General features: G+C 29.8%; 22 protein-coding genes and 1 pseudogene. 22 read left to right on the forward strand and 1 reads right to left on the reverse strand.

Annotated features, from left to right (window positions below; translation table 11 throughout):
* Positions 1-282: 282 nt before the first annotated feature.
* The 8 genes and pseudogenes from CC89_RS03990 to CC89_RS04020 all read left to right on the forward strand — a co-directional run bounded on the left by CC89_RS03990 (position 283) and on the right by CC89_RS04020 (position 7098).
* Positions 283-1281: a LacI family DNA-binding transcriptional regulator gene (locus tag CC89_RS03990; RefSeq protein ID WP_035289313.1), complete on the forward strand. Its 999-nt coding sequence runs from the start codon at positions 283-285 to the stop codon at positions 1279-1281.
* A 69-nt stretch (positions 1282-1350) separates the two neighbouring features.
* Positions 1351-1440, forward strand: a pseudogene (locus tag CC89_RS21410) (FAD-binding protein); the annotation flags it as partial.
* A gap of 6 nt (positions 1441-1446) precedes the next feature.
* The gene (locus CC89_RS03995) at positions 1447-1851 is read left to right on the forward strand and encodes a hypothetical protein (protein ID WP_035289315.1); all 405 of its coding nucleotides are present in this window, start codon (positions 1447-1449) and stop codon (positions 1849-1851) included.
* A gap of 371 nt (positions 1852-2222) precedes the next feature.
* Entirely contained in the window at positions 2223-3089 is an 867-nt protein-coding gene (locus CC89_RS04000; protein WP_035289317.1) for an N-acetylneuraminate lyase, read from the forward strand.
* A gap of 169 nt (positions 3090-3258) precedes the next feature.
* Positions 3259-4746, forward strand: a complete 1488-nt coding sequence (locus CC89_RS04005) for a sodium:solute symporter family protein (RefSeq protein ID WP_035289320.1) — start codon at positions 3259-3261, stop codon at positions 4744-4746.
* Positions 4747-4964: 218 nt separating this feature from the next.
* The gene (locus CC89_RS04010) at positions 4965-5417 is read left to right on the forward strand and encodes a NanQ anomerase/TabA/YiaL family protein (RefSeq protein ID WP_035289322.1); all 453 of its coding nucleotides are present in this window, start codon (positions 4965-4967) and stop codon (positions 5415-5417) included.
* Between the two features lie 49 nt (positions 5418-5466).
* Positions 5467-6162 carry an N-acetylmannosamine-6-phosphate 2-epimerase gene (locus CC89_RS04015; RefSeq protein ID WP_207641494.1) on the forward strand — a complete coding sequence of 232 codons (696 nt, stop codon included), beginning with the start codon at positions 5467-5469 and terminating at the stop codon, positions 6160-6162.
* A gap of 12 nt (positions 6163-6174) precedes the next feature.
* Positions 6175-7098, forward strand: coding sequence for an ROK family protein (locus CC89_RS04020; RefSeq protein WP_035289326.1), 924 nt, complete (start codon positions 6175-6177; stop codon positions 7096-7098).
* A 97-nt stretch (positions 7099-7195) separates the two neighbouring features.
* On the opposite strand, the gene CC89_RS04025 is transcribed toward CC89_RS04020, so the two are convergent.
* A complete protein-coding gene (locus CC89_RS04025) occupies positions 7196-7798 on the reverse strand; it encodes a hypothetical protein (protein WP_207641495.1) in 603 nt (200 codons plus the stop codon).
* 178 nt (positions 7799-7976) lie between these two features.
* On the opposite strand from CC89_RS04025, the gene CC89_RS21025 reads away from it, so the two are divergent.
* The 14 genes from CC89_RS21025 to CC89_RS04090 all read left to right on the forward strand — a co-directional run bounded on the left by CC89_RS21025 (position 7977) and on the right by CC89_RS04090 (position 22838).
* Positions 7977-8102, forward strand: a complete 126-nt coding sequence (locus CC89_RS21025; protein ID WP_286161300.1) for a hypothetical protein — start codon at positions 7977-7979, stop codon at positions 8100-8102.
* Between the two features lie 531 nt (positions 8103-8633).
* Entirely contained in the window at positions 8634-10442 is a 1809-nt protein-coding gene (locus CC89_RS04030) for an ABC transporter ATP-binding protein (protein WP_035289328.1), read from the forward strand.
* Positions 10443-10455: 13 nt separating this feature from the next.
* Positions 10456-12291 carry an ABC transporter ATP-binding protein gene (locus CC89_RS04035; protein WP_035289334.1) on the forward strand — a complete coding sequence of 612 codons (1836 nt, stop codon included), beginning with the start codon at positions 10456-10458 and terminating at the stop codon, positions 12289-12291.
* A 367-nt stretch (positions 12292-12658) separates the two neighbouring features.
* Positions 12659-13177, forward strand: a complete 519-nt coding sequence (locus CC89_RS04040; RefSeq protein WP_035289335.1) for an ECF transporter S component — start codon at positions 12659-12661, stop codon at positions 13175-13177.
* The gene (locus tag CC89_RS04045; RefSeq protein ID WP_051931474.1) at positions 13174-13749 is read left to right on the forward strand and encodes a class I SAM-dependent methyltransferase; all 576 of its coding nucleotides are present in this window, start codon (positions 13174-13176) and stop codon (positions 13747-13749) included. Before CC89_RS04040 ends, CC89_RS04045 begins: the two co-directional genes overlap by 4 nt.
* A gap of 317 nt (positions 13750-14066) precedes the next feature.
* A complete protein-coding gene (locus tag CC89_RS19415) occupies positions 14067-14519 on the forward strand; it encodes a DUF2712 domain-containing protein (RefSeq protein ID WP_051931476.1) in 453 nt (150 codons plus the stop codon).
* 143 nt (positions 14520-14662) lie between these two features.
* Complete coding sequence (locus tag CC89_RS04055) at positions 14663-15457, forward strand: ABC transporter permease (protein ID WP_035289336.1); 795 nt, start codon at positions 14663-14665, stop codon at positions 15455-15457.
* A complete protein-coding gene (locus CC89_RS04060; RefSeq protein WP_035289337.1) occupies positions 15444-16256 on the forward strand; it encodes a hypothetical protein in 813 nt (270 codons plus the stop codon). The genes CC89_RS04055 and CC89_RS04060 overlap by 14 nt, the downstream gene beginning before the upstream one ends.
* A gap of 43 nt (positions 16257-16299) precedes the next feature.
* Positions 16300-17073 (forward strand): DUF2705 family protein, encoded by a 774-nt coding sequence (locus CC89_RS19420; protein ID WP_051931478.1) that lies wholly within the window; start codon positions 16300-16302, stop codon positions 17071-17073.
* Between the two features lie 48 nt (positions 17074-17121).
* On the forward strand, positions 17122-17787 hold the full coding sequence (locus CC89_RS04070) for an ATP-binding cassette domain-containing protein (RefSeq protein ID WP_035289338.1): 666 nt from the start codon (positions 17122-17124) through the stop codon (positions 17785-17787).
* A gap of 2 nt (positions 17788-17789) precedes the next feature.
* Positions 17790-18329 carry a hypothetical protein gene (locus CC89_RS04075; protein WP_035289339.1) on the forward strand — a complete coding sequence of 180 codons (540 nt, stop codon included), beginning with the start codon at positions 17790-17792 and terminating at the stop codon, positions 18327-18329.
* Between the two features lie 434 nt (positions 18330-18763).
* Entirely contained in the window at positions 18764-20731 is a 1968-nt protein-coding gene (locus tag CC89_RS04080) for an ABC-F family ATP-binding cassette domain-containing protein (RefSeq protein WP_035289340.1), read from the forward strand.
* A 30-nt stretch (positions 20732-20761) separates the two neighbouring features.
* Complete coding sequence (locus CC89_RS04085) at positions 20762-22318, forward strand: ABC-F family ATP-binding cassette domain-containing protein (RefSeq protein WP_035289342.1); 1557 nt, start codon at positions 20762-20764, stop codon at positions 22316-22318.
* A gap of 88 nt (positions 22319-22406) precedes the next feature.
* Positions 22407-22838: a GNAT family N-acetyltransferase gene (locus CC89_RS04090; protein ID WP_035289344.1), complete on the forward strand. Its 432-nt coding sequence runs from the start codon at positions 22407-22409 to the stop codon at positions 22836-22838.
* Positions 22839-23027 lie beyond the last annotated feature (189 nt).

The following is a 23027-nucleotide window of genomic DNA, read 5'->3' on the forward strand; positions in this document are numbered from 1 at the left end:
ACTGCAAGGGAAAATTTATTTTAAGCAATTTAAACCTTCCTATATATAATATGCTAATTTATAAAATAGTGTTAAAAAATTTATGTTATAAATAGTATATAATGTTAATTCATGTGGAAGTTTATCTAATGATATACTAGGATTGTATGATTAAATATAAACATTAGATAATTACGGAAATAAGAGTTACGTTGTTAGTTTGTTTGACACTTAAGTTTTTAACATGCTATAATTTGCTTAAAATTAGAGAATTTTTAAAATAATACAATGGTGGTAGCTAATATGATAAAACAAGAAGATATAGCCAAAATTTTAAATGTTTCAAGAACTACTGTGGCTAGGGCTTTAAATGGAAGTGAAAATATAAAGCCTGAAACTAAAGAAAAGATTATAGAACTTGCTAAGGAGTTGGGTTATAAAAAGAATCCAATAAGTAGCTCTTTAGCCAGTAAGAAGAAAAAGAATGTCTATGCTTTTATAATAAAATCAAAGAATAAATACTATACAGAGGAAATAGAGAGAGGGCTTAAGAGTGCTGAAAAGGAATTTAGATTTTATGGGTTTAATATAAATATAATAAAAACAGATATTGAAACTCCAGAAAAACAGTTAGAACAGTTAAAAATTGCAGTAAAGGAAGATGTACAGGGGATAATAATAACTCCTTTGTTAAAAGATAAGGTGAAAGAAGTAAGAAATCAAAATCCTAACATAATTTTTACAACATTGGATATTAATATAGATCAATCTATATTTCACGTAGGTACTAATTATTTTAAATCCGGTAGAATTGCAGCGGAAATACTTATAAATACCCTAGAAGAGAAGTCTAAGGTTTTGGTTTTAGATACGGTAGATGATAGAATTTCCTCTAAGCTATACATGGATGGCTTTTTAAGTAGAATGTCAGAAGAAAAAAATAATCCTATGATAGGACCTGTGTATTCGGAGCACTTAATGAATGATTTAGATAATATATTGGAAAAACATATGAAAAAAGAAGTAAAATCAATATATGCTACTAGATTTTTAACGGATATAGTGAAATATATAAGTTATAGATACAATATCCCAATGAAAATTGTAGGTAATGGTATGTCAGATGATATGAAAAGTTTAATATTAGAAAAGAAGATACTGGCTACAGTGGTGGAGCAGCCCTATGAAGAGGGGTATTTAGCAGGCAAGTTTATGTTTGAAAAACTATATAAAGATGCTAATTTTAAAGAAGCTTCTCATATTATGGAAAGTAAAATAATAGTTAGAGAAACCCTTTTTTAAGAATATAAAATAAACTGAAAAGGAGGAATTTAAGATAATAATACTTCCTTTTGCCTATGTAGCGGTGGTATAGAAATAAATGAAAAGGCCCAAACAGCTATAAAAGGCATATATGCTGCGGGTGAGGTAACTGGAGGGGTACACGGTGTAGATAGAATTGGAGGATTGTCTACAGTTAATGCTATGGTATTTGGCAAAATAGCAGGAAAAGAGGCTATAAAATATATAGAGGAAAAAGCTGTTGATGAAAAAGTCTATAAGGATATTAATGAAGTATTCCATTTTAGTGATAAGCAAGAATCTACTATAGAGCTAGATTGGGCTATAAATGAAATAAGGGAGATTATGTATAGAAATGCTAGCATAATAAGGAATAGGAAGTCGCTAGAAGATGCAGTGAAAACTATTAATAATATAAAGGATAAATTTAACTTGTACACATATGTGTCACAAAATAAGTATTGTAAAAAAGCATTTATAGCTCATAATTATATTAATACTGCAATAGTGGCGCTAAAGGCCATGATAGATAGAAATGAAAGTTTAGGAGCGCATTATAGAGAAGACTAAAAACTTAATTTAATAAATTTATGATTTAGCCCATATTTATAAGAATGAAGGGTGTTGTGGAAGGTAGCTATAAAAGTATAGGATTTTTATAAAATAAAAGTATATAAAAAAATTTAAAAAAATTAATTTTTATACTTGAAAATGTTCACGAGAACATATATAATGTTATTAGAAAATAAAAATATTAAGAATTTTCAAAGGCTTTATGTAAAGGATAACAAAACCTATATGCTTTAGAAAATTTAGTATATAGGCAAAAATTTATTTATAAAAGAGTAATAAATTTTTTTAACAATAAATGTTCACGAGAACAAAACACACAAAAGCGCATTATACAATAAATTTAAACTAAATTTAGAGGAGGACTTGAGATGAAAGGAATTTTTTCAGCACTATTAGTACCATATGATGAAAACGGAAACATTAAAGAAGAAGGGCTTAGACAGCTAGTTCGTCACAATATTGATGTATGTGGAATAGATGGTCTTTACGTTGGAGGAAGTACAGGAGAAAACTTTATGCTTTCTACTGAAGAAAAGAAAAGAATATTCAAAATTGTTAAGGATGAGGCTAAGGATAAAGTTAAATTAATTGCACAAGTAGGATCTATAAACTTAAAGGAAGCAGTTGAACTTGGAAAATTTGCTACAGCTTTAGGATATGATTCACTATCAGCAGTAACTCCTTTTTATTACAAATTTGATTTTAGCGAAATAAAAAATTATTATGATACAATCATAAGCGAAACTGGAAACAATATGATAATATATTCAATACCATTTTTAACAGGAGTTAATATAACACTAAATCAATTTGCAGAGTTATTTAAAAACGAAAAAGTAATTGGAGTTAAATTTACAGCAGCAGACTTCTATTTATTAGAAAGATTAAGAAAAGCTTTCCCAAATAAATTAATATTCTCTGGATTTGATGAAATGCTTTTACCAGCAGTAGTTTCAGGTGTAGATGGAGCTATAGGAAGTACATTTAATGTAAACGGTAAAAGGGCAAAAGAAATCTTTGAATTAGGCAGAAAAGGTGAAATAGAAAAAGCTTACCAGGTACAACACGTTACTAACGATTTAATTGAAGGAATATTAAGCAATGGCTTATATCAAACTATTAAGGAAATATTAAAGGATAAGGGTGTGGATGCAGGATACTGTAGACAACCTATGAAGAAATTAAATGAAGAAGGAATTAAGTTTGCAAAGGAATTATCTGCAAAGTATCTATAATTAGAATTTGTAATATACAGATGAATAGTAAAAGTTTAAGTTTTAAATTAAATTTAAATTGATATATTGTCAGCTATGTACAGAGTGTAGAAGATTATATAATATTTTATCAAGTTATATAATCTTCTCTAATAGAACAATTAAATAAAATAAAATGGAGGGTTTATTTATGAAGGCATCATTTCAAATGTTGGATTATATAGTTCTAGTTGTATACCTTTTATTTGTATTGTACGTAGGTATTAGAGTAGCTAAAAAAGAAATGAAAGGCAAAGAATATTTTAAAGGCGATGGAACAATTCCTTGGTGGGTTGCAGCCGTTAGCTTATTTGCAACAATGTTAAGTCCAATTTCTTATTTAGCCTTAGCTGGACGTTCATTTAAAACAGATTGGTCAGCTTGGGTAGCTCAGCTTGGTATATTTATAGCGGTTCCATTAACTATAAAATATTTCTTACCAGTATATAAGAAACTTGATTTAGATACAGCATATGAATACTTAGAAAGAAGATTTAATAAGAGTTTAAGATTAGTAGGAAGTATAATGTTTATAATTTACCAGGTAGGTAGAATGTCTATAATCATGTACTTACCAGCGTTGGCATTATCAATAGTTACAAAAGTAGATATAAATGTATTAATAATCCTTATGGGAGTAATAGCAATCATATACTCATATGTTGGAGGAATTAAATCGGTATTATGGACAGACTTTATACAAGGTGTTGTTCTATCATTAGGCGCTGTATTTGTAGTAATCTATATGTCATTTACCATTAAAGGTGGATTAGGTGAAGTAATCAGAGTAGGTATGGCGGATGCTAAGTTTTTACACTTATCGCAAATGCTTAATTTAAATATATTCAAAGAAGGATTCTTTATAGTACTTATAGGAGCAGGTTTGTCAACGCTTTCATCTTATGTATCAAGCCAAGATATGGTTCAAAGATATACAACTACAACTGATCTTGGAGAAATGAAAAAAATGACATATTTAAATGGTGCTTTATCTATAGGTATAGCAACTGTATTCTTTTTTATAGGAACAGGATTATATGTATTTTATAAACAAAATCCAGCATTGTTAATAACAAAGGCAGAAGATCAAGTTTTTGCAAGTTATATAGTTAGTCAATTACCAGCAGGTATATCAGGACTATTATTAGCTGGAGTATTTGCGGCAGGACAATCAACTTTATCTACCGGTTTAAATAGTGTGGCTACAAGCTGGACTTTAGACATACATAAGTTGATAAAAGGTGACATTGACAATGATGAGGCAACTAAGCTTGCTAAAATTCTTTCTTTACTAGTTGGAATAGTATCAATAATAGTTTCTATAGTTTTAGCACATTCTGATTTGAAATCTGCATATAGCTGGTTCAACGGATTTATGGGACTAGTTCTTGGAGTTGTAGGAGGTCTTTTCGGACTTGGAATATTTACAAAGAAAGCTAACTCTAAGGGAGCAGTGGCAGGATTTATAGTATCGGCAGTGTTAACTATAGCAGCAAAATATTTTACAACAGTTACATTCTGGATGTATTCAGTTATAAGTATAGTCTCATGTATGTTATTTGGATACATATTCAGTTTAATATTTAAGGATGAAGAAAAGAAAGATTTAGATAGTTTAACTATATATGGTGATAAATAATAAATATAAATCTAAGTGAGTAGTTTAAATTAATTTGCCAGTAAAGCATAGTCCTTAAATGGGCATGTTTTCTGGCTAATTTCAAATGTAAGGTGATTTTGTATTTAATTTAATGTAGAAGTAGTTTATTAAAAACACACTTTAGTATTTTGATTATGAAAATTTAAGAATAGTGAGTATATTAAAAGAGTTCAATTCGTACAGGGGGATGATACACTATGATGATTGATAAAATTAAAAATATAGAACTTTATGGTGAGGTTGAAAGCAATATAGGTAAGGCTCTGAAATTTATGAAGGAACATGATTTTTCAAAGGATGAAAAAGGTGTTCATAAAGTAGATGGAGATGAGCTTTATTATGTAGTTGCAGAATATCAAACTAAAGATTTAGAAAAAGGCTTTTGGGAGTCGCATAAGAAATATATCGATGTACACTATATGTTAAATGGAGAGGAAAAATTGCTATATTCTAATTTTGAAAGTATGGAAATAGAGAAGGATTATAATGAAAATGATGATGCTTATATTTTAAAAGGTAACAGTGAAGGAGAATTAACTATAAAAGAGGGGACTTTTGTATTATGTTATCCGGAGGATGTACATATGACAGGTATAAAAGTAAAAGATTCTAAGGATATAAGAAAAATTATATTTAAGATAGCTATTTAGTGAGATAATTTCATGACTTTGTAAGTGTTATATTTAGGAGATGATTATAATGAAAGAAGATTTAATCAATAAAATAAAGGGTGGTTTGATAGTATCTTGTCAAGCTTTAGAGGATGAGCCACTTCATAGTTCTTTTATAATGTCCAAAATGGCTCTTGCGGCTAAAATTGGAGGTGCAGTGGGCATAAGGGCAAACACTATAGAGGACGTAAAGGCTATAAAGGGTGAAGTGGATTTACCTATAATAGGAATAATTAAGAGAAACTATGGAGAATGCTCTGTTTATATAACTCCTACTATGAAAGAAGTAGATGAATTATGTAAAGAGGGAGTACACATAATTGCTATAGATGCTACTAAAAGAGAAAGACCAGATGGAAAGAAGCTTTGTGAATTTGTAAAAGAAATAAAAAATAAATATCCAAATCAATTATTGATGGCAGATATATCTGATTTAGAAGAGGCAAAGCTAGCAGAAGCGTATGGCTTTGATTTTATAGGAACTACTATGCATGGATATACTGAATATACTAATGGAATGGATATACAAGATAATGATTTTGAATTTTTAAGACAGGTTTTAGACAATGTAAGAATACCTGTAATTTCAGAGGGAAAAGTAGATACACCGGAAAAGGCAAAGAGATGTTTAGAGTTAGGTGCTTTAGCTGTGGTTACAGGAGGAGCTATTACTCGTCCCCAATTGATAACTAAAAAGTTTGTTGATGAAATCAATAATAAATAGGAGGATAAAACAGTGAAGTATTTAGCTGTGGACATAGGTGGAACTGGAATAAAATACGGAGTAGTAGAAGATGATGGCAATGTAATAGTTCATTATAGTATGGATACAGAAGCCTGTAGAGGAGCAGATTGCTTAATAGAAAAGGTAAAGAATATAATAAGATTTCTACTAAAAGAACACGGCGAAGATATAGGCGGTATAGGAATAAGCACTGCGGGACAAGTGAATAGAGTGGCTGGTGAAATTGTATTTGCCACAGAGGCTATACCTGGTTGGACAGGAGTAAAACTAAAAGAGATTATAGAAAAAGAATTTTCATATGGTTGTTATGTAGATAATGATGTAAACTGTGCAGCATTGGGAGAAATGTGGACAGGATCCGCTAAAAATGAAAAAAACTTTTTATGTCTCACTTTGGGTACGGGTATAGGTGGAGCTATAGTGATAAATAGAGATATTTTTACAGGAAGCAGTTATTCAGCAGGTGAATTTGGACACATGAATTTATATCCTAATGGATTAGAATGCAATTGTGGTCATAGGGGATGCTATGAAAGATATGCTTCTACATCAGCTTTAGTAAAATTTGCACAAGAAAAGGCAGAGACAAAAGAAAGATTAAATGGAAAAATAATATTTGAAAGAGCTAATAATGGAGAAAAAATATATAAAGATATAGTTAACCAATGGACTTACAATATTGCGTTAGGACTAAAAAACCTTGTACATATATTTAATCCACCCCTTATCATAATAGGTGGAGGGGTATCGGCACAGGGAAATTTAATTACAGATCTAATAAAAAAGCATTTGGACACTATGATAATGCCTTCTTTCAGCAAAAATTTAATGGTAAAGGTTGCTAGCTGTGGTAATAAGGCAGGTATGTTAGGTTCAGTATATGGATTGAAAAATAATATAAAAAAAGGTCTATAAAATAAAGATTATATTAAACAAAAATTATATATAATAAAAAAAGGATGAATGCAAAGTACAGTGCCATTCGTCCTTTTTTACTATATATAGTTTTAATTTATCCTATTTTGTTATATGAAATTAAAGGCAAAAGTTCAGTGTTAGAAATAGATGTAAAGTTTGAGCTATAATCCGTTAATTTTCCACTGTAAATTAGTTTTAAGTACTTGGAAGTTCTAAAGTCAGAAGGAGTGACTAATTCACATTTCTTATTGAATATTTTAACATCACTTTTTTCTAATACAGTTGCTGCAAATTGAGAACAGAAATAAGCATTTTCCCTTTTAAATGGTATATTAAAAGCCACAGCAAATAAACCTATGAAATTATACTTATATTTATGTTTTTCATCATGGAATTTATTGATAATTTTTTTCATATTTTCATATTGAAACTTGTCCACTTCTAAAATATAAACTGCACAATTTACATTGGAAAATATAGAATAAAGCCCTTCATATCTATTTTCAACTATAAAGCCGCCTATTAGTGGATTTTGTGGAAATATTCTTCCAAAACTATATATTTCATTTAATTCAATGTCAAAGCCTATGGAAACATGAGTATAAGGTTCATTAGTGTATCGCTTTATAGCCTTAGATAGCAATGTGCCTGTATTAGTTAAAAGTATTACTACTTTATATTTTTGGGTTTTGCACATAATTTTCTCTCCCTTTTATATTATGAATAACAAAAATTTTATTTAAGCTAAGTTTCAATTTATAAAAAGCTAATACTATTTTAACATATTAAAGTTTTATTGTATGTATGATTTTTACGCATAAAATGTATAATATTTGGCAATATATATATAAGTTTATTAAATAGGAGTGAAAAGTATGAGTAAAAGAAAAAATACCAACAAACAACTTTCAGCTATGGGCATAGAAAGAATGGACAATGATAAAGAAGCACGAAAGAAAAAGGGGAGAAATAAAGATGAACTTATGGAGGATGATGTATAACTTATTTACTGGCGAACACATATTTAAATAGTATGCTATTGGATATACAGATAGTTGTATAAAAAATTACATTGACATTTCTTTAGGTTTTTTGAAAATATTACTTGAAAACAATATATAAATGGTTTATACTAAATATTATGAAAATTAATAAAAAAGAATTTTAGAAAAGGAGGTCGTGAAATGTTAAGTAAAGTGAATATATGTTTTAATGGCAATTCAGATTTAAGTAAGTTAGATACTGTACACGGCCTTTGGAATATAGTGTGATTTTATGCTTATTACCATTACTATTTCTTTGTAATAAGTTTGTTTGAAATTATACTGCCATGGGTTAATTGCGACCTATGGCTTTTGTATTCTATATTAGTATTTTGTTTTAAGATATTAAAGCCGTGGGAAAATTTCTACGGTTTTTTTATATATTATGGAGGTGTGCAGTTATGAAAAAATTATTTAATAAATATTTTAGTAAACCATTAGTTTTTACGTGAGTTACTTTAAAAATTACAATAGAGAGGGGGACTTTATGTGAAAAATTCTAAACTTTTGTGGAATTTTATGAAAGGTAATAGACTCAAATATATTGGGGCAATACTCAGTGTAGGACTTGCAACATTTTTTTCTACCTTATCACCTTTAGTTATAAGGACTACCATAGACTCGATATTAGGTGGAAAGCCTATGGAGCTTCCAGAGGCAGGAGTAAGGTTTGTAAACTTTTTAGGTGGAAAATCTGTATTAGTTCAAAATCTTTGGATTTGTACAATATTATTAGTAATTATAACTTTAGTAAGGGGAATATTTTTATTTTTAAAAGGGAAGTGGTCAGCTTCTGCTTCAGAAAATATAGCTAAAAATATAAGGGAAACCTTGTATAATCATATTCAGCATTTGCCTTATGATTATCACGTAAAATGTGAAACAGGGGATTTGATTCAAAGATGTACCTCTGATGTAGACACAGTAAGAAGATTTTTAGCTATGCAGCTAGTGGACATTGGAAGAGCGGTTTTTATATTAATCTTTTCTATAACCATGATGCTTTCATTAAATGTTAAAATGACTCTTATAGCTATGGCAGCAGTGCCTATAATATTTGCGTATTCTTGGATTTTCTTTAACAGCATAAAAAAATTATTTCAAAAGGCAGATGAGTCTGAGGCTAAAATGACCACAGCACTTCAAGAAAATTTATCTGGTGTTAGGGTGGTAAGAGCCTTTGGAAGACAAAAATATGAGGTGGATAAATTCAATACTAGAAGTGAGCAGTTTAAAGATTTAAGCTACAAGATGTATGCTCTTAGAGGAAACTATTGGGCTATTTCAGATTTTTTATGTATGCTTCAAACAGGAGCAGTATTAGTATTTGGAGTTTATTTAACCGCGAGAGGTGAAATGACATTAGGTACCTTATTTGTTTTCACTACCTATGAAGGAATGTTATTATGGCCAGTTAGACAGCTTGGTAGAATACTATCTGATGCAGGTAAAATGGTAGTGTCTATAAACCGTATCAGTGAGGTTTTAGGAGAAAAAGAAGAACAAATAAGTTCAGAAGATTTAAAACCTGAAGTAAAAGGAAATATAGAATTCCAGCAGGTGTATTTTGAATATGAAAAAGATGTACCAGTACTAGATGGAGTATCCTTCCAAGTTAAAAAAGGAGAAACAGTAGGTATAATGGGAAAAACAGGCTCAGGAAAGTCATCATTAGTGCATTTATTAGCTAGATTGTATGATTATGATAGAGGTTCCATAAAGATAGACGGAGTAGAGCTTAAGGATATTAATAGAAAATGGATAAGAAAAAATATAGGCATAGTTCTTCAAGAACCTTTTCTATTTTCCAAAAGTATAAAAGATAATATAAGTATTGCTAAAAAAGAAGCAGTAGATAAAGATGTATTTGAAGCCGCTGACATTGCAGCTGTACATGATGTAATAATGAGCTTTGATAGAGGATATGAAACTTTAGTAGGAGAAAAAGGAGTAACATTGTCTGGAGGTCAAAGGCAGAGAGTTGCCATTGCTAGAACAGTTATAAATAAAAGTCCTATATTAATTTTTGACGATTCCCTAAGTGCAGTGGACACAGAAACAGACAGGGCTATAAGAAAAGCTTTGGCTAAAAGAAGTAAGGGAGTTACTACCTTGATAATTTCTCACCGTGTGTCTACTTTAAAGGAAGCTAGCAAAATAATAGTATTGGATAAAGGTAAAATAGTAGATATGGGTAGTCATGAAGAGCTTATTAAAAAAGATGGATTATACAAACGTATTTGGGAGATACAAAGTTCATCAGAAGGTGAGCATTCAAGCGGCAGCAAGGTAAGTTAAGGGGGTGAATTGTTTGAGTGCATATGTAGAAGAAAATTTTAATAATAAAAATGAAAAAATTGATTTTGGACTTTGGAGAAAACTTTTAAAGTATGCAGCGGATTTTAAAAAACAGCTTATAATTTTAGGATTTGTAATGATAGGGGTAGCGGGTATTGACGTTTTAATACCCTACCTTACTAAATATGCAATAGATAATTTTGTAGTAACTGGAAATGTACAGGGGCTTTTAAAATTTTCAATAGTTTATGTAGTAGTTATAGGGATTCAAGCTATAAATGTAAAGCTTCTAGTAACTTTTTCTGGAGGGGTAGAAACTAAACTTGCCCACCATATAAGAAAGCTTGGATTTAAAAGATTACAGGAATTATCATTTTCTTACTATGACACTACTCCTGTAGGATGGATGATGTCTAGAATGACTTCAGATATATATAGGTTAAGTGAAATAGTTTCATGGGGACTTACAGATATGGTGTGGGCTATAGTTATGATGATGGGTTTTGCAGGGGTTATGTTTTATCATAATTGGAAACTTACATTAATAACTTTATGTGTGGTTCCACCACTGTTTCTAATAGGAATATATTTTGAGAAAAAGATATTGGATGCTTATAGAAAGGTTAGAAAAATAAATTCTCGTATAACTGGTGATTTTAATGAATGTATAACGGGAGCTCAAACTACTAAAACATTAGTTAGAGAAGAAGATAATTTAACAGAGTTTAAATTGGATACAAAAAATATGAGAGACTCAGCAGTTAGAGCTGCGGTGTTTTCTGCGCTTTTCCTTCCTATAGTTTTAACTCTAGGAAGCATTGGAACAGGTTTAGCTCTTTGGTTTGGGGGACAGGATGTGCTTTTAAAAACCATAAGCTATGGAACATTAATGATGTTTATTTCCTACAGTGTTCAGTTTTTTGAACCAGTAAGTCAATTGGCAGCTACTATAGCGGAACTTCAACATGCTCAAGCTTCTGCAGAGAGAATTTTATCATTGATAGAAACAGAATCAGATATATACGACTCTAAAGAAGTTCAGGAGATTTACGGAGACGAGTACAATCCTAAAATAGAGAATTGGCCAGAGGTTCACGGAGATATAACTTTTAAAAATGTGTCTTTTGCATATAAAGATGGTCAAAGGGTTTTAGATAACTTCAATCTTGATATCAAGGCTGGGGAAACCATAGCTTTAGTTGGAGAAACAGGATCCGGAAAGAGTACTATAGTAAATCTTGCCTGTAGATTTTATGAGCCTACAGAAGGAGAGATTCTAATCGATGGAGTTAATTATAAAGAGAGATCTATTGGATGGCTTCAGGCTAATTTAGGTTATGTTTTGCAAAGTCCACATCTTTTTAGTGGTACCATAAAGGAGAATATAAAATATGGAAGACTAGATGCTACAGATGAGGAAATAATAGAAGCAGCAAAGCTTGTAGATGCCCATGATTTTATAATGAAAATGGATAAGGGCTATGATACAGAAGTTGGAGAAGGTGGAGGAATGTTATCCACTGGAGAAAAACAACTTATATCCTTTGCTAGAGCTATAGTTGCAAATCCATCTATATTTGTTTTAGATGAAGCTACCTCTTCTATAGATACTGAAACAGAAAGAATAATACAAAATGCTATAGATAAGGTGTTGGATGGAAGAACCAGCTTTGTAATAGCTCACAGACTTTCTACTATAGTATCTGCAGATAGAATATTAGTTATAAAAAATGGAAAAATACTAGAACAGGGTAATCATGAAAGTCTTATGAGAAGAAAAGGTTATTATTATAACTTGTACACTAATCAATTTGTACAGGAACAGGAAAATGAAATTTTAAATGAATAGGGATTTTAGTAGATAATTCAGAATATATATGCTATAATTTATATTGTTTGAGGCAACCATATGGTAGAGTTATAGGTGAACGAAGCATTTATAACATTAGTTATATAAAGCCAAAGCATTAAATAAAATTTAATAATTGAATAAAATTATACGAATATATTATGTTACCACGAAGGTAGAGATTTTTCTCTACCTTTTTATTTTTTTATCCGATGACTACCTGCCGTAACACTCCCACTTATAACAAAGTGGGAGATAACGGCAGCTACGTCCCTGGATAACGATCTCTAACCTTCAGATGGAGTAAAAACTCCATCTGAAGCTAAGAGCTTTGTTTATAGAAATTATATTATCGGGGGGTATAAAAATGAACAGTAAAACTAATAACATGATCAAGGCAGCTATTTTTATAGCAATAGGATTAATTTTACCTTACTTTTTTCATATGGTAGGCATGGCGGGACCTGTGTTTTTACCTATGCATATACCAGTTTTATTATGTGGAATGGTGCTTGGGTGGAAGTATGGAATTGTAGTAGGATTTATAACACCACTTTTAAATTCATTTTTAACAGGAATGCCACCATTATTTCCAACAGGAATTTCTATGGCGTGTGAACTTGCAGCTTATGGATTTTTATCAGGATATTTATATAATAAAAAAAGATTAAATATAATGTTTGCATTGGTATTATCTATGTTTGGTGGACGACTAATATCTGGTATAATGAATTATATACTACTTACTGCTAAAGGAAATAACTTTGTATTTAAAGCATTCTTAACAGGAGCCTTTGTAAAAGGCTTTATAGGCATAATTATACAATTAATATTAATTCCTGTAGTGGTAAAGGCACTAGAGAAAGGGGAAAAAGTAACTGCATGATGAATGATAAAGAGTTCTTTAACCAAGTAGCATTTAAGTGGGATGATATGTGTCATCATGATGAAAATAAAATAAATCATATAATAGATATAAGTGATGTTAAGAAAGAGTCTAAAATCCTTGATGTGGGCACAGGGACAGGAGTTCTTATAAAATATTTAATGAAGACAAATCCTAAAGAAATTTATGGTGTAGATTTGTCAGAAAATATGATACAGGTTGCCAAAAGTAAATATAAGGATGATAGAGTAAAATTTTATGCAGAAGATGTAGTAGAATTTAATGAAGAAAAAGATTTTGATTATATATTCATTTATTCTGCATATCCACATTTTAAAGATAAGGAAAAACTTTTTAGTCATTTAAGAAAGCTTATGAAGGAAAATGGTAAAATAATAATTTGTCATTCTCAAAGCAAGGAGGATATAAACAGGGTGCATGCTTCCAAGGAGGCTGTAAAAGAACATATACTTCCAAAGGCAGAGATTACCTGTGAAATTATGAAAAATTATTTTAAAATAAACAAGTGCATTGACAATGATGAAATGTATTATATATCTGCCGTAAAATAATTGTATATTGAAGTAATTTAGAGCTAAATATAGATTTATTTTATCTATACTTATTATTGACTGCTATACTGAGTGACTAGTATAGCAGTCCTATTTTTTTTACTCAAAAAAATCATTATATCTCCGATATAAAATAAATTTGTTAAAAAATATGAATTACAGGAAATAAGAGGTAAATAAAGAAATAAATATAAATATATATATATTTATACTCACTTGGAGTACTATACTTAATTACAAATATTGATAAAAATAACATATAAGTTTATTATAAGAATAACATATAACTGCATGATAATAGAGGAGGATTTGGGGAAATGTTAAAAAACAAATTTGCAAAAAAGCTAGCTGCTAGTATGCTAGTACTTGGAGTAGTATCTGGAGCAATTCTTACTAATGTAAAAGCTGCGAATACAGCGGATCATTATTGGCAATTTTATAAGGAACTAGGTAATGCAGGAAATCACTATATTCCAGAATTAAGGTCAAAAACTAATACTACGCCAGCATATGTAAAAATATCCTATTGGGAAGGGAAATCAGGAGATTATGTACAAATGTGGGTAGTTGATCAAGATCATAATAGTCTTCAAGGAGGTATACCTGTTAAGACAGTTTCTGGTAATGGACAATACTCTATTCATAGCAATGCATATGAAACTATAGGTAATAGTCCAGTAACTATAGGATTTTATGCACCATATCGAAATTTTCGTTCTTGGTCAGCTAGTGGTGTCTGGAGCCCAGATTCAACAAGAAATTATAATTAGTATAATTAAAAGTAGTAAATTTTATCCATGTAAGTGTAATATTTAAAATGTAAATATTACACTTTTTATGGGTGAAAAATTAAATTTGTGAATTATGAAATAATATGTATTGATTAATTATAGTTCAAAAGAAAGGAGAAAATATGTTTTCAATTGAATTAAAAAGGGCTTTTTCAAGATTATCATTTAAAATAGCTATTTCTATAGGAATTGTATTTTGTATATTAAGTATAGTTAAAATTCCTATGTATGGAGGCGATATTTTAGATAATTATATAAAAGGATTTGTTGGCACTCCTTTTGAACATTTCATATTTTTTAAAGCAAATCCTATATCAAATCTTCTTATAATTATTATGCCAATAATAAGCACATTGGGTTATTCAGATTCCTATATAGAGGATTTCAAAAGTGGAATGATAAAAGGCATTTATACTAGGCAAAACAAACGTAGATATTTGCTATCAAAGTATTTCGCAAATTTTATAGCAGGAGGAGCGGCTTTTGCACTTCCGTTAGTATTGAATTATGTTACTTTAATTCTTATTTATCCAAGTGTGCAACCTAACATGGTGTTTGGCGGTACAAGTATAATGCCTAATGGTTTACTTTCAAATCTTTTTTATGGTCATGCAAATTTATATATAATCATGTGGATAGCAATTTATTTTCTATATTCAGGAGCGTTTGCATCTATAGCATTATGTTTTAGCACAATCATAAAGAATAAGTTTGTAGTAATATTTATTCCATTCATATTATATATTTTGGTTGAAGGATTTTGCGAATTATTTAATAAAATTGAGTATTCACCACAGACTTTTTTGTATTTATCTATGAACAAGAATTTTTATGCGATTTTACTAGAATTTATACTTATTTTTATGATTACTATTAGTTTGTTCTTTTTTGGGGGAGTAAAGGATGAAGTTTACTAGTTTAATTAATGATTTTTATAAAAAACTATTATTAATAAAATATAGGGTATTTATTAGTCTTTTCATTATGTATGTAGTCTTGATTTGTTTGGCTAGAGTTTATGTAAGTAGCATACCAACAGATATTAAAGTATCAATATTTGATATGTTATGTGATGTGTATAAGGGATTTGGGATAGTAGGAGTATCTAGATATATATTTCCTATAATACCTGTGTTTACATTCATATTAATTAGCTTACTGGATTTTGACAACAAAATAGTATGTCTAATTCGTTACCATTCAAGAAGAAGTATTTGGAGAAAAAGGGTTTTATACACAATCAACCTTTCTTTTCTGTTTAGCGTAATAATAGTGTTAGGTGGGTATCTAGCAAGTGGGATATTAATGGGTGGTTTTGAAAACAAATGGATAAATACGGAAGGCACTATATATAAATTACTAGGAGAACCAACTAATTGGAGTACACTTTTTAGTAAGTTTACTTCATATAAAATACTATTTTTTATTTTTACAAGCAATTTTTTAGGGTTGTGTGCTATTGGACTTTTAATTTGCACCATGAAAACATTTTTAAAAAATCAATATGTTTGTATGCTACTAATTGCAATTATATTTGCACCAGTATTATTTAATAAATTTTCAATTGTATTAAAGCAAATGACTATTAATTTAGCAAAGTGGATGAATACAATGACTATTGTAGAAAACGGTGTATATTTAATTTTGCTCATACTTATGCTGTGCATGTTAGGAGAGTGGATTATAGGCAAAAAGGATATTATAAGCAAAATATAAATAATTGAGGTGAGGGGTTATATATAAAAAGAATTTTATATTGATGCGTTCTTTAATAAAAAGGGATTTTACATATACTTTTAAAAGTATTTTTATTAAGAATACTTTTATTGGAGTAGTTTTTTTAATAGTCAACCTTATTATAATAATCAATGTAAATAGATTTAGTGGAGCGAAAAGTATAAATTTGATTTTTGAAATTTTAAAAGGTGCACCATATTATAATGCAAATGATGGTTTATCAATACCTATGGTATGGTTTATTATTAATACTTTCGTAATTTTTAGTTTGGCAAATTATACTTATGATGATTTTAGGCACAATGGAAAATATGTTTTAACAAGGATTAAAAAAGTAGGCTATTTTTATTTTGCAAAAGTATTTTGGCTAATATATAATGTTTTGATATATTACGTAATGCTATTTGCAATAATGATAATATTAGAAAAGGTATTTTCACGTGAATTTAGTAAATGGATTTTTGCTGATGGTATTCATTTAAATATGAATGATATTGTTATAAAAATATTCTTATTGTATATTACCACATCTATTGCTTTAGCACTTCTTCAGAATACAATATCGTTAGTATTAAAGCCTGTGTATTCTTATATTATAATTTTAGTTGTAATTATTATTTCCGTTTTTACAGTTAATAATTTATTGCCAGGACAACATTCTTTAATTTTAAGGCATGTACCTTTTGACAATATACATGGGTTGAGCTTTAGAAAATCAATATTTTATAATTTCGTATTATCGATTTTTTCAATTATGGTAGGGTATGGTATATTTTTAAAAAAAGATATATTATAAGATAAACTACCCAAGGTATAGAACTTAAGAAAGGACGGTTTTATAAACATGGGGAAAGAGTACGTAGAAATTAGTAATTATAAAAAAGTCATTAAAGGAAATACTATTTTGTCAGATATAAATTTAAAATTTCAAAGGGGTAAAGTATATGGGTTTAAGGGGAAAAATGGTTCTGGAAAATCTATGTTATTTCGTGCTATTAGCGGACTTATTAAAGCTACAGAAGGAGAAGTAATGATAAATGGAAAGAAAATTGGTAGGGATATTTCCTTTCCAGAAAATTTAGGACTTCTAATTGAGTATCCTGGATTCTTATCTGACTTTACGGGATTTCAAAATTTAAAATATCTTGCAGATATAAATAAAAAAATTGATGATAATAAGATAAAAAATACATTAGAAGCAGTTGGTTTAGATCCAGAAGATAAGCGTAAATTTAAAAAATACTCTCTAGGTATGAAGCAGAGGTTAGGGGTAGCCCAAGCTGTAATGGAAAACCCAGACATAATAATATTGGATGAACCAACCAACGCACTGGATATTGATGGGGTAGAATTAATAAATAAAATTATTTTGGAACTAAGAAATCAAAACAAATTAATTTTAATTTCTAATCATGACAAGGAAGAAATGGAAATGATAGCTGATGAAATATATACTATTCATGAAGGAAAGATAACTGATCATGTAGTCTTAAGAAAGGAAAATATATAAAAATGAATAAAAAATCAAAGCTCATAATTATTGTATCTATAGTTCTGTGTATAATATTATTTTGCTTTTTTAGATATAAAAAAATAAATAATAATGTGGCTAAAACCTATGAAAAACAGGAATACAGTATTGGTGAAAATATTCATTTGGATAATTTAGATCTTGTGGTTAAATCTTATAAGTTTATTCAGTACAATAAGGATGATAATGTGGATGTTTTACTAGAGTTAAATTTAAAAAATACAAGCAAAAAAACAGTGGATGCTTCATCATTAATATATAATAGTAAATTAGCTGCGGAATTTGAGTATGTGGATACTCCCAGTGTAGAAAAACAAGATTTAAGTAGATTAAAAAAATTACAACCAAACCATGAAATAAGTATAACCTTTAAATATTCAGTATTAGCTAGAACTATAAAAAAATTCAAAAATAAGACTGAATTCAAATTCTATATTGCAAATGATTTATATAAAGAAGACATCATTAAAAAATATAAAGAATTAAAGCTTTATTCAAAATATGTTTATTTGAAAAGTTAGAAAATAAGTTTTTTGTTATGATAAAAAATCTTATGGATTCTAATGGGGATTTAGACATAAGAATGGGTTGAAAAAATATGAGTATATTTAAAACAGAATAATGGTTTAAGAAGCCTCCAAGTCATGGGGGCTTTTATTAGCTGAAAAAATAGATTATAGTACTTGCTAATATGGGATTATTTTTTACTGAATTTACAGTTTAAATAAGATATAATGTATTATGTATGTAAAAAAAATATAGAGGACTAAATAAGAAAAGTTTCTCTTATAATTTTGAAAATTTTAGGCAGGGATATAAATAGATATGCTAAATCTAGTCTTATTAATAAAACTAGAATATAGAATCTAAATAAAATCTATAATTAAAATAATAAAATTATTTGGAAATTAGTCACTAGAAATTGTGGATTCACATAGATAGAAAGGACGATAAAATGAATTTAATAACATTAGAAAATATAAATAAGAGTTACGGTGAGAAGATACTTTTAAGGGATGTGTCTCTTGGCATAAATGATGGAGAAAAAATAGGACTGATAGGAATAAATGGGACAGGTAAATCTACTCTTCTTAAGATTATAGGGGGGCTAGAGAATTTTGATGGAGGAAACATCATAAAGAAAAATAAGCTTATTATAGAATGTTTAAATCAAAGCATGGAATTTCAGGAGGAACTAACGGTTATACAGCAAATATTTAAGGGCGATTCTCCAGTGATGAAAGTTTTAAGAAAATATGAAGAGATGATGGACAGTATAGAGAAGAATCCTGAGAATTTAAATCTTCAAAGTAAACTTATGGATATTACAAGTAAGATAGATGCACTTGACGCATGGAGTCTTGAAAGTAATGCTAAGATAATTCTTACAAAGCTTGGAATAAACGATTTTAATGCAAAGGTAGGAAAGCTTTCTGGTGGGCAGAGAAAAAGAATAGCTCTAGCAGGAGCACTTATTAGGCCCTGTGACCTTTTGATATTAGATGAGCCTACCAACCATTTGGATAATGAAACTATAAAATGGCTTGAAGAGTATTTAAATGCCAGAAAGGGCTCTCTTATTATGATAACCCACGACAGATATTTTCTAGACAGGGTAACTAATAGAATATTGGAGTTAAATAGAGGAAATTTATACAGTTATGAAGGAAACTATAGTGTATATTTAAGCGCTAAGGTAGAAAGACAAGAACTAGAAAAATCTCTAGAACAAAAGAGGCAAAACTTATATAGAAGAGAATTGGCATGGATAAGAAGAGGAGTTAAAGCTAGGGGCACTAAGCAAAAGGCCAGAGTGGATAGATTTAAAGAACTAGCAGCAGAAGAAGGCTATGCAGATGATGAAAACATGGATATATGTGTTGGAAGCACTAGACTTGGAAAAAAAGTAATAATTGCAGAGGAAATAAATAAGAGTTTTGGAGACAAAAAAATTATAAAAGACTTTAATTTTATATTGAGTGGAGAAGATAGAGTAGGTATAATAGGAAACAATGGACTTGGTAAGTCTACTCTTTTAAATATTTTATCTAGAAATGTAGAAGCTGATAATGGTCTAATAGATGTGGGTGAAACAGTGCAAATAGGATATTTTTCTCAAGAATACACTCATATGGATGAAAATATGAGGGCTATAGAATATATAAAGGAAGCAGGAGAATTTATAAAAACGGCACATGGACATTCTATAAGTGCCTCTCAAATGATGGAAAGATTTTTGTTCCCAGGAGATATACAATATGCTCCTATAGGTAAGTTATCTGGGGGGGAAAAGAGAAGGCTTCAACTTTTAAGGGTTTTAATGCATGCACCTAATGTACTGTTTTTAGATGAGCCTACCAACGATTTGGATATTGATACATTAAATGTATTAGAAAATTATATTGAAAACTTTGAAGGGGCAGTGGTTACAGTTTCCCACGATAGATACTTCTTAGATAAAATTGCAAATAGAATACTTGCTTTTAGAGGAAATGGTGAAGTTTTAGAGCATACAGGAAATTATTCAGACTATGTGGATTTTTTAGAAAAAACACAGCAAAGTTCATGTGTAGAAGATGATATACAACAGAAAATACCTAAAGATAATCAAAAGGCAGGAAAATCTAAGAAAAGTGAAGATGAAAAAAGTGAAAATAGTAATTTGAAAAATAGCAATAAGCCTTCTAAAATAAAATTCTCCTATAAAGAGCAAAGAGAATATGAAAAAATAGATGAAGTTATAGAAGGAATAGAAAAAAATCTTTCAGAGATTGAAGAAAAAATAAATTCAACCGCCAGTGATTATACATTACTGGAGGAATTATTAGCTAAAAAAGAAGAGCTTGAAGGTGAACTTTTAGAGCTAATGGAAAGATGGGAGTATTTAAATGAAATAGCAGAAAAGATTAAAAATCAGAGCTAGGAAAACAAAATACAGAAGAGGAGAAAAGAGATGAGTATTTTAACAGTAAAAAACGTAAATCATGGCTTTGGAGCTAGAGCCATATTTGAAGATGTGTCCTTTAGACTTTTAAAGGGAGAGCATGTAGGTTTAATAGGAGCTAATGGAGAAGGAAAATCTACCTTTATGAATATAATAACTGGAAAGATAGCACCAGATGAGGGGACTGTAGAGTGGTCAAATAGAATTAGAGTTGGATACATGGATCAGCATGCAGTGCTGCAAAAGGGGAATACCATAAGAGATATACTTAGACAAAGTTTTAAATATCTTTTTGATCTAGAAAAGGAAATGATAGATATAACAGAAAAGATGGCTGATGCCTCAGAGGATGAACTTACAAAGCTTTTAGAGGATATGGGGACTATTCAAGATCTTTTGGATAACAATGGATTTTATGTTATAGATGCCAAAATAGAGGAAGTAGCAGGTGGTCTTGGACTTAGAGATGTGGGACTGGATAAAGACGTAGCAGAACTAAGTGGCGGACAGAGAACAAAGGTGCTTTTGGCGAAACTTCTTTTAGAAAATCCAGATATACTTCTTTTAGACGAGCCTACCAATTATTTGGACGAGCAGCATATAGAGTGGCTTAAGAGATATCTTCAAAATTATGAAAATGCATTTATACTTATATCCCATGATATTCCGTTTTTGAACAGTGTTATAAATTTAATTTATCATGTGGATAATAGAAAGCTAGAAAGATATGTAGGAGACTACAATACTTTTATGGCACAAAGAGAAGCAAAGATAAAGCAAATGGAAGCGGCTTATGAAAGACAGCAGCAGGAAATAAAAGGTCTTAAGGACTTTATAGCTAGAAATAAGGCTAGAGTTGCTACCACAAATATGGCAAAATCAAGACAGAAGAAGCTTGATAAAATGGATATCATAGAACTTCCAAAGGAAAAGGTAAAGCCTGAATTTAATTTTAAACAAGGAAGAACTTCAGGAAAAATGATTTTTGAAACTAAGGATTTAGTAATAGGATATGGAGAACCTCTTTCAAAACCTTTAAATATAAGCATGGAGAGAGGTCAGAAAATAGCCCTTGTGGGAGCTAATGGTATTGGTAAAACCACTCTTCTTAGAAGTTTAATGGGAGAAATTAAATCACTTTCAGGGGAAATTGAACTAGGAGATTATCAGTTAATAGGGTACTTTGAGCAAGAAGAAAAAGAAGGAAATTATAATACCTGCATAGAAGAGATTTGGCATGAATTTCCAGGATTTACTCAGTATGAGGTAAGAGCAGCTTTAGCAAAATGCGGACTTACTACAGAGCATATAGAAAGTCAAATAGTAGTTTTATCTGGAGGCGAAAAAGCTAAGGTAAGACTATGTAAGCTTATAAATAAGGAAACAAATATATTGATACTGGACGAGCCTACTAATCATTTAGATGTGGAAGCTAAGGATGAACTTAAAAGAGCTTTAAAAGAATACAAAGGCTCCATACTCATGGTTTGCCATGAACCTGAATTTTATATGGATGTGGTTACAGAGGTTTGGAATTGTGAAGATTGGACAACTAAGATTGTATAGTAATTTTATAATGGAACAATTAGTTTACAAGCTAGCTCTTTATAGTCTATAATAAAAATACAAAATGGTATATATCGGAGGGAAAAACATGAAGATATTAGAAATGACCATTGATAACTATGATGAAGTATTTATGCTATGGACTTCTATAAAAGGGGTAGGAATAAGGAGTATAGATGATTCTAAAGAGGGTATTAGCAAGTTTCTAAAGAAAAATCCAACAACTAATTTTACAGCTGTTGAGAATAATAAGATAATAGGAAGTATTTTATGTGGGCATGATGGTAGAAGAGCGTATATTTATCATACTGCAGTGGATAAAAATTATAGAGGAAAAGGTATTGGAAAACAATTGGTTAGTGCAGTTATAGAGGCTTTAAAACAAGAGAGAATAAATAAGGCTGCATTAGTTGTATTTAGCTATAACGAAATAGGAAATGGCTTTTGGAATTCTATAGGATGGGAGAAGAGAGAAGATTTGGATTATTACAATTTAAGTTTAAATTGTAATAATTTATAGATAAAGTGGGGATTTGTAACTATTCAGCTGTCATAAAAAATATATAAAAAACACCTTACTTTCAAATTTTTATGCATCTGACAGTAAGGTGTTAGTATTAAATTTGCGTACACTAAAAAGAGGTGGGACACCTCTCTTAGCGAAGCTTTTCAGGCTAAAGTTGGTTCAATTGGATTTGCTGTAGATACT

This window comes from Clostridium sp. KNHs214, assembly GCF_000744935.1.
GTDB lineage: Bacteria > Bacillota > Clostridia > Clostridiales > Clostridiaceae > Haloimpatiens.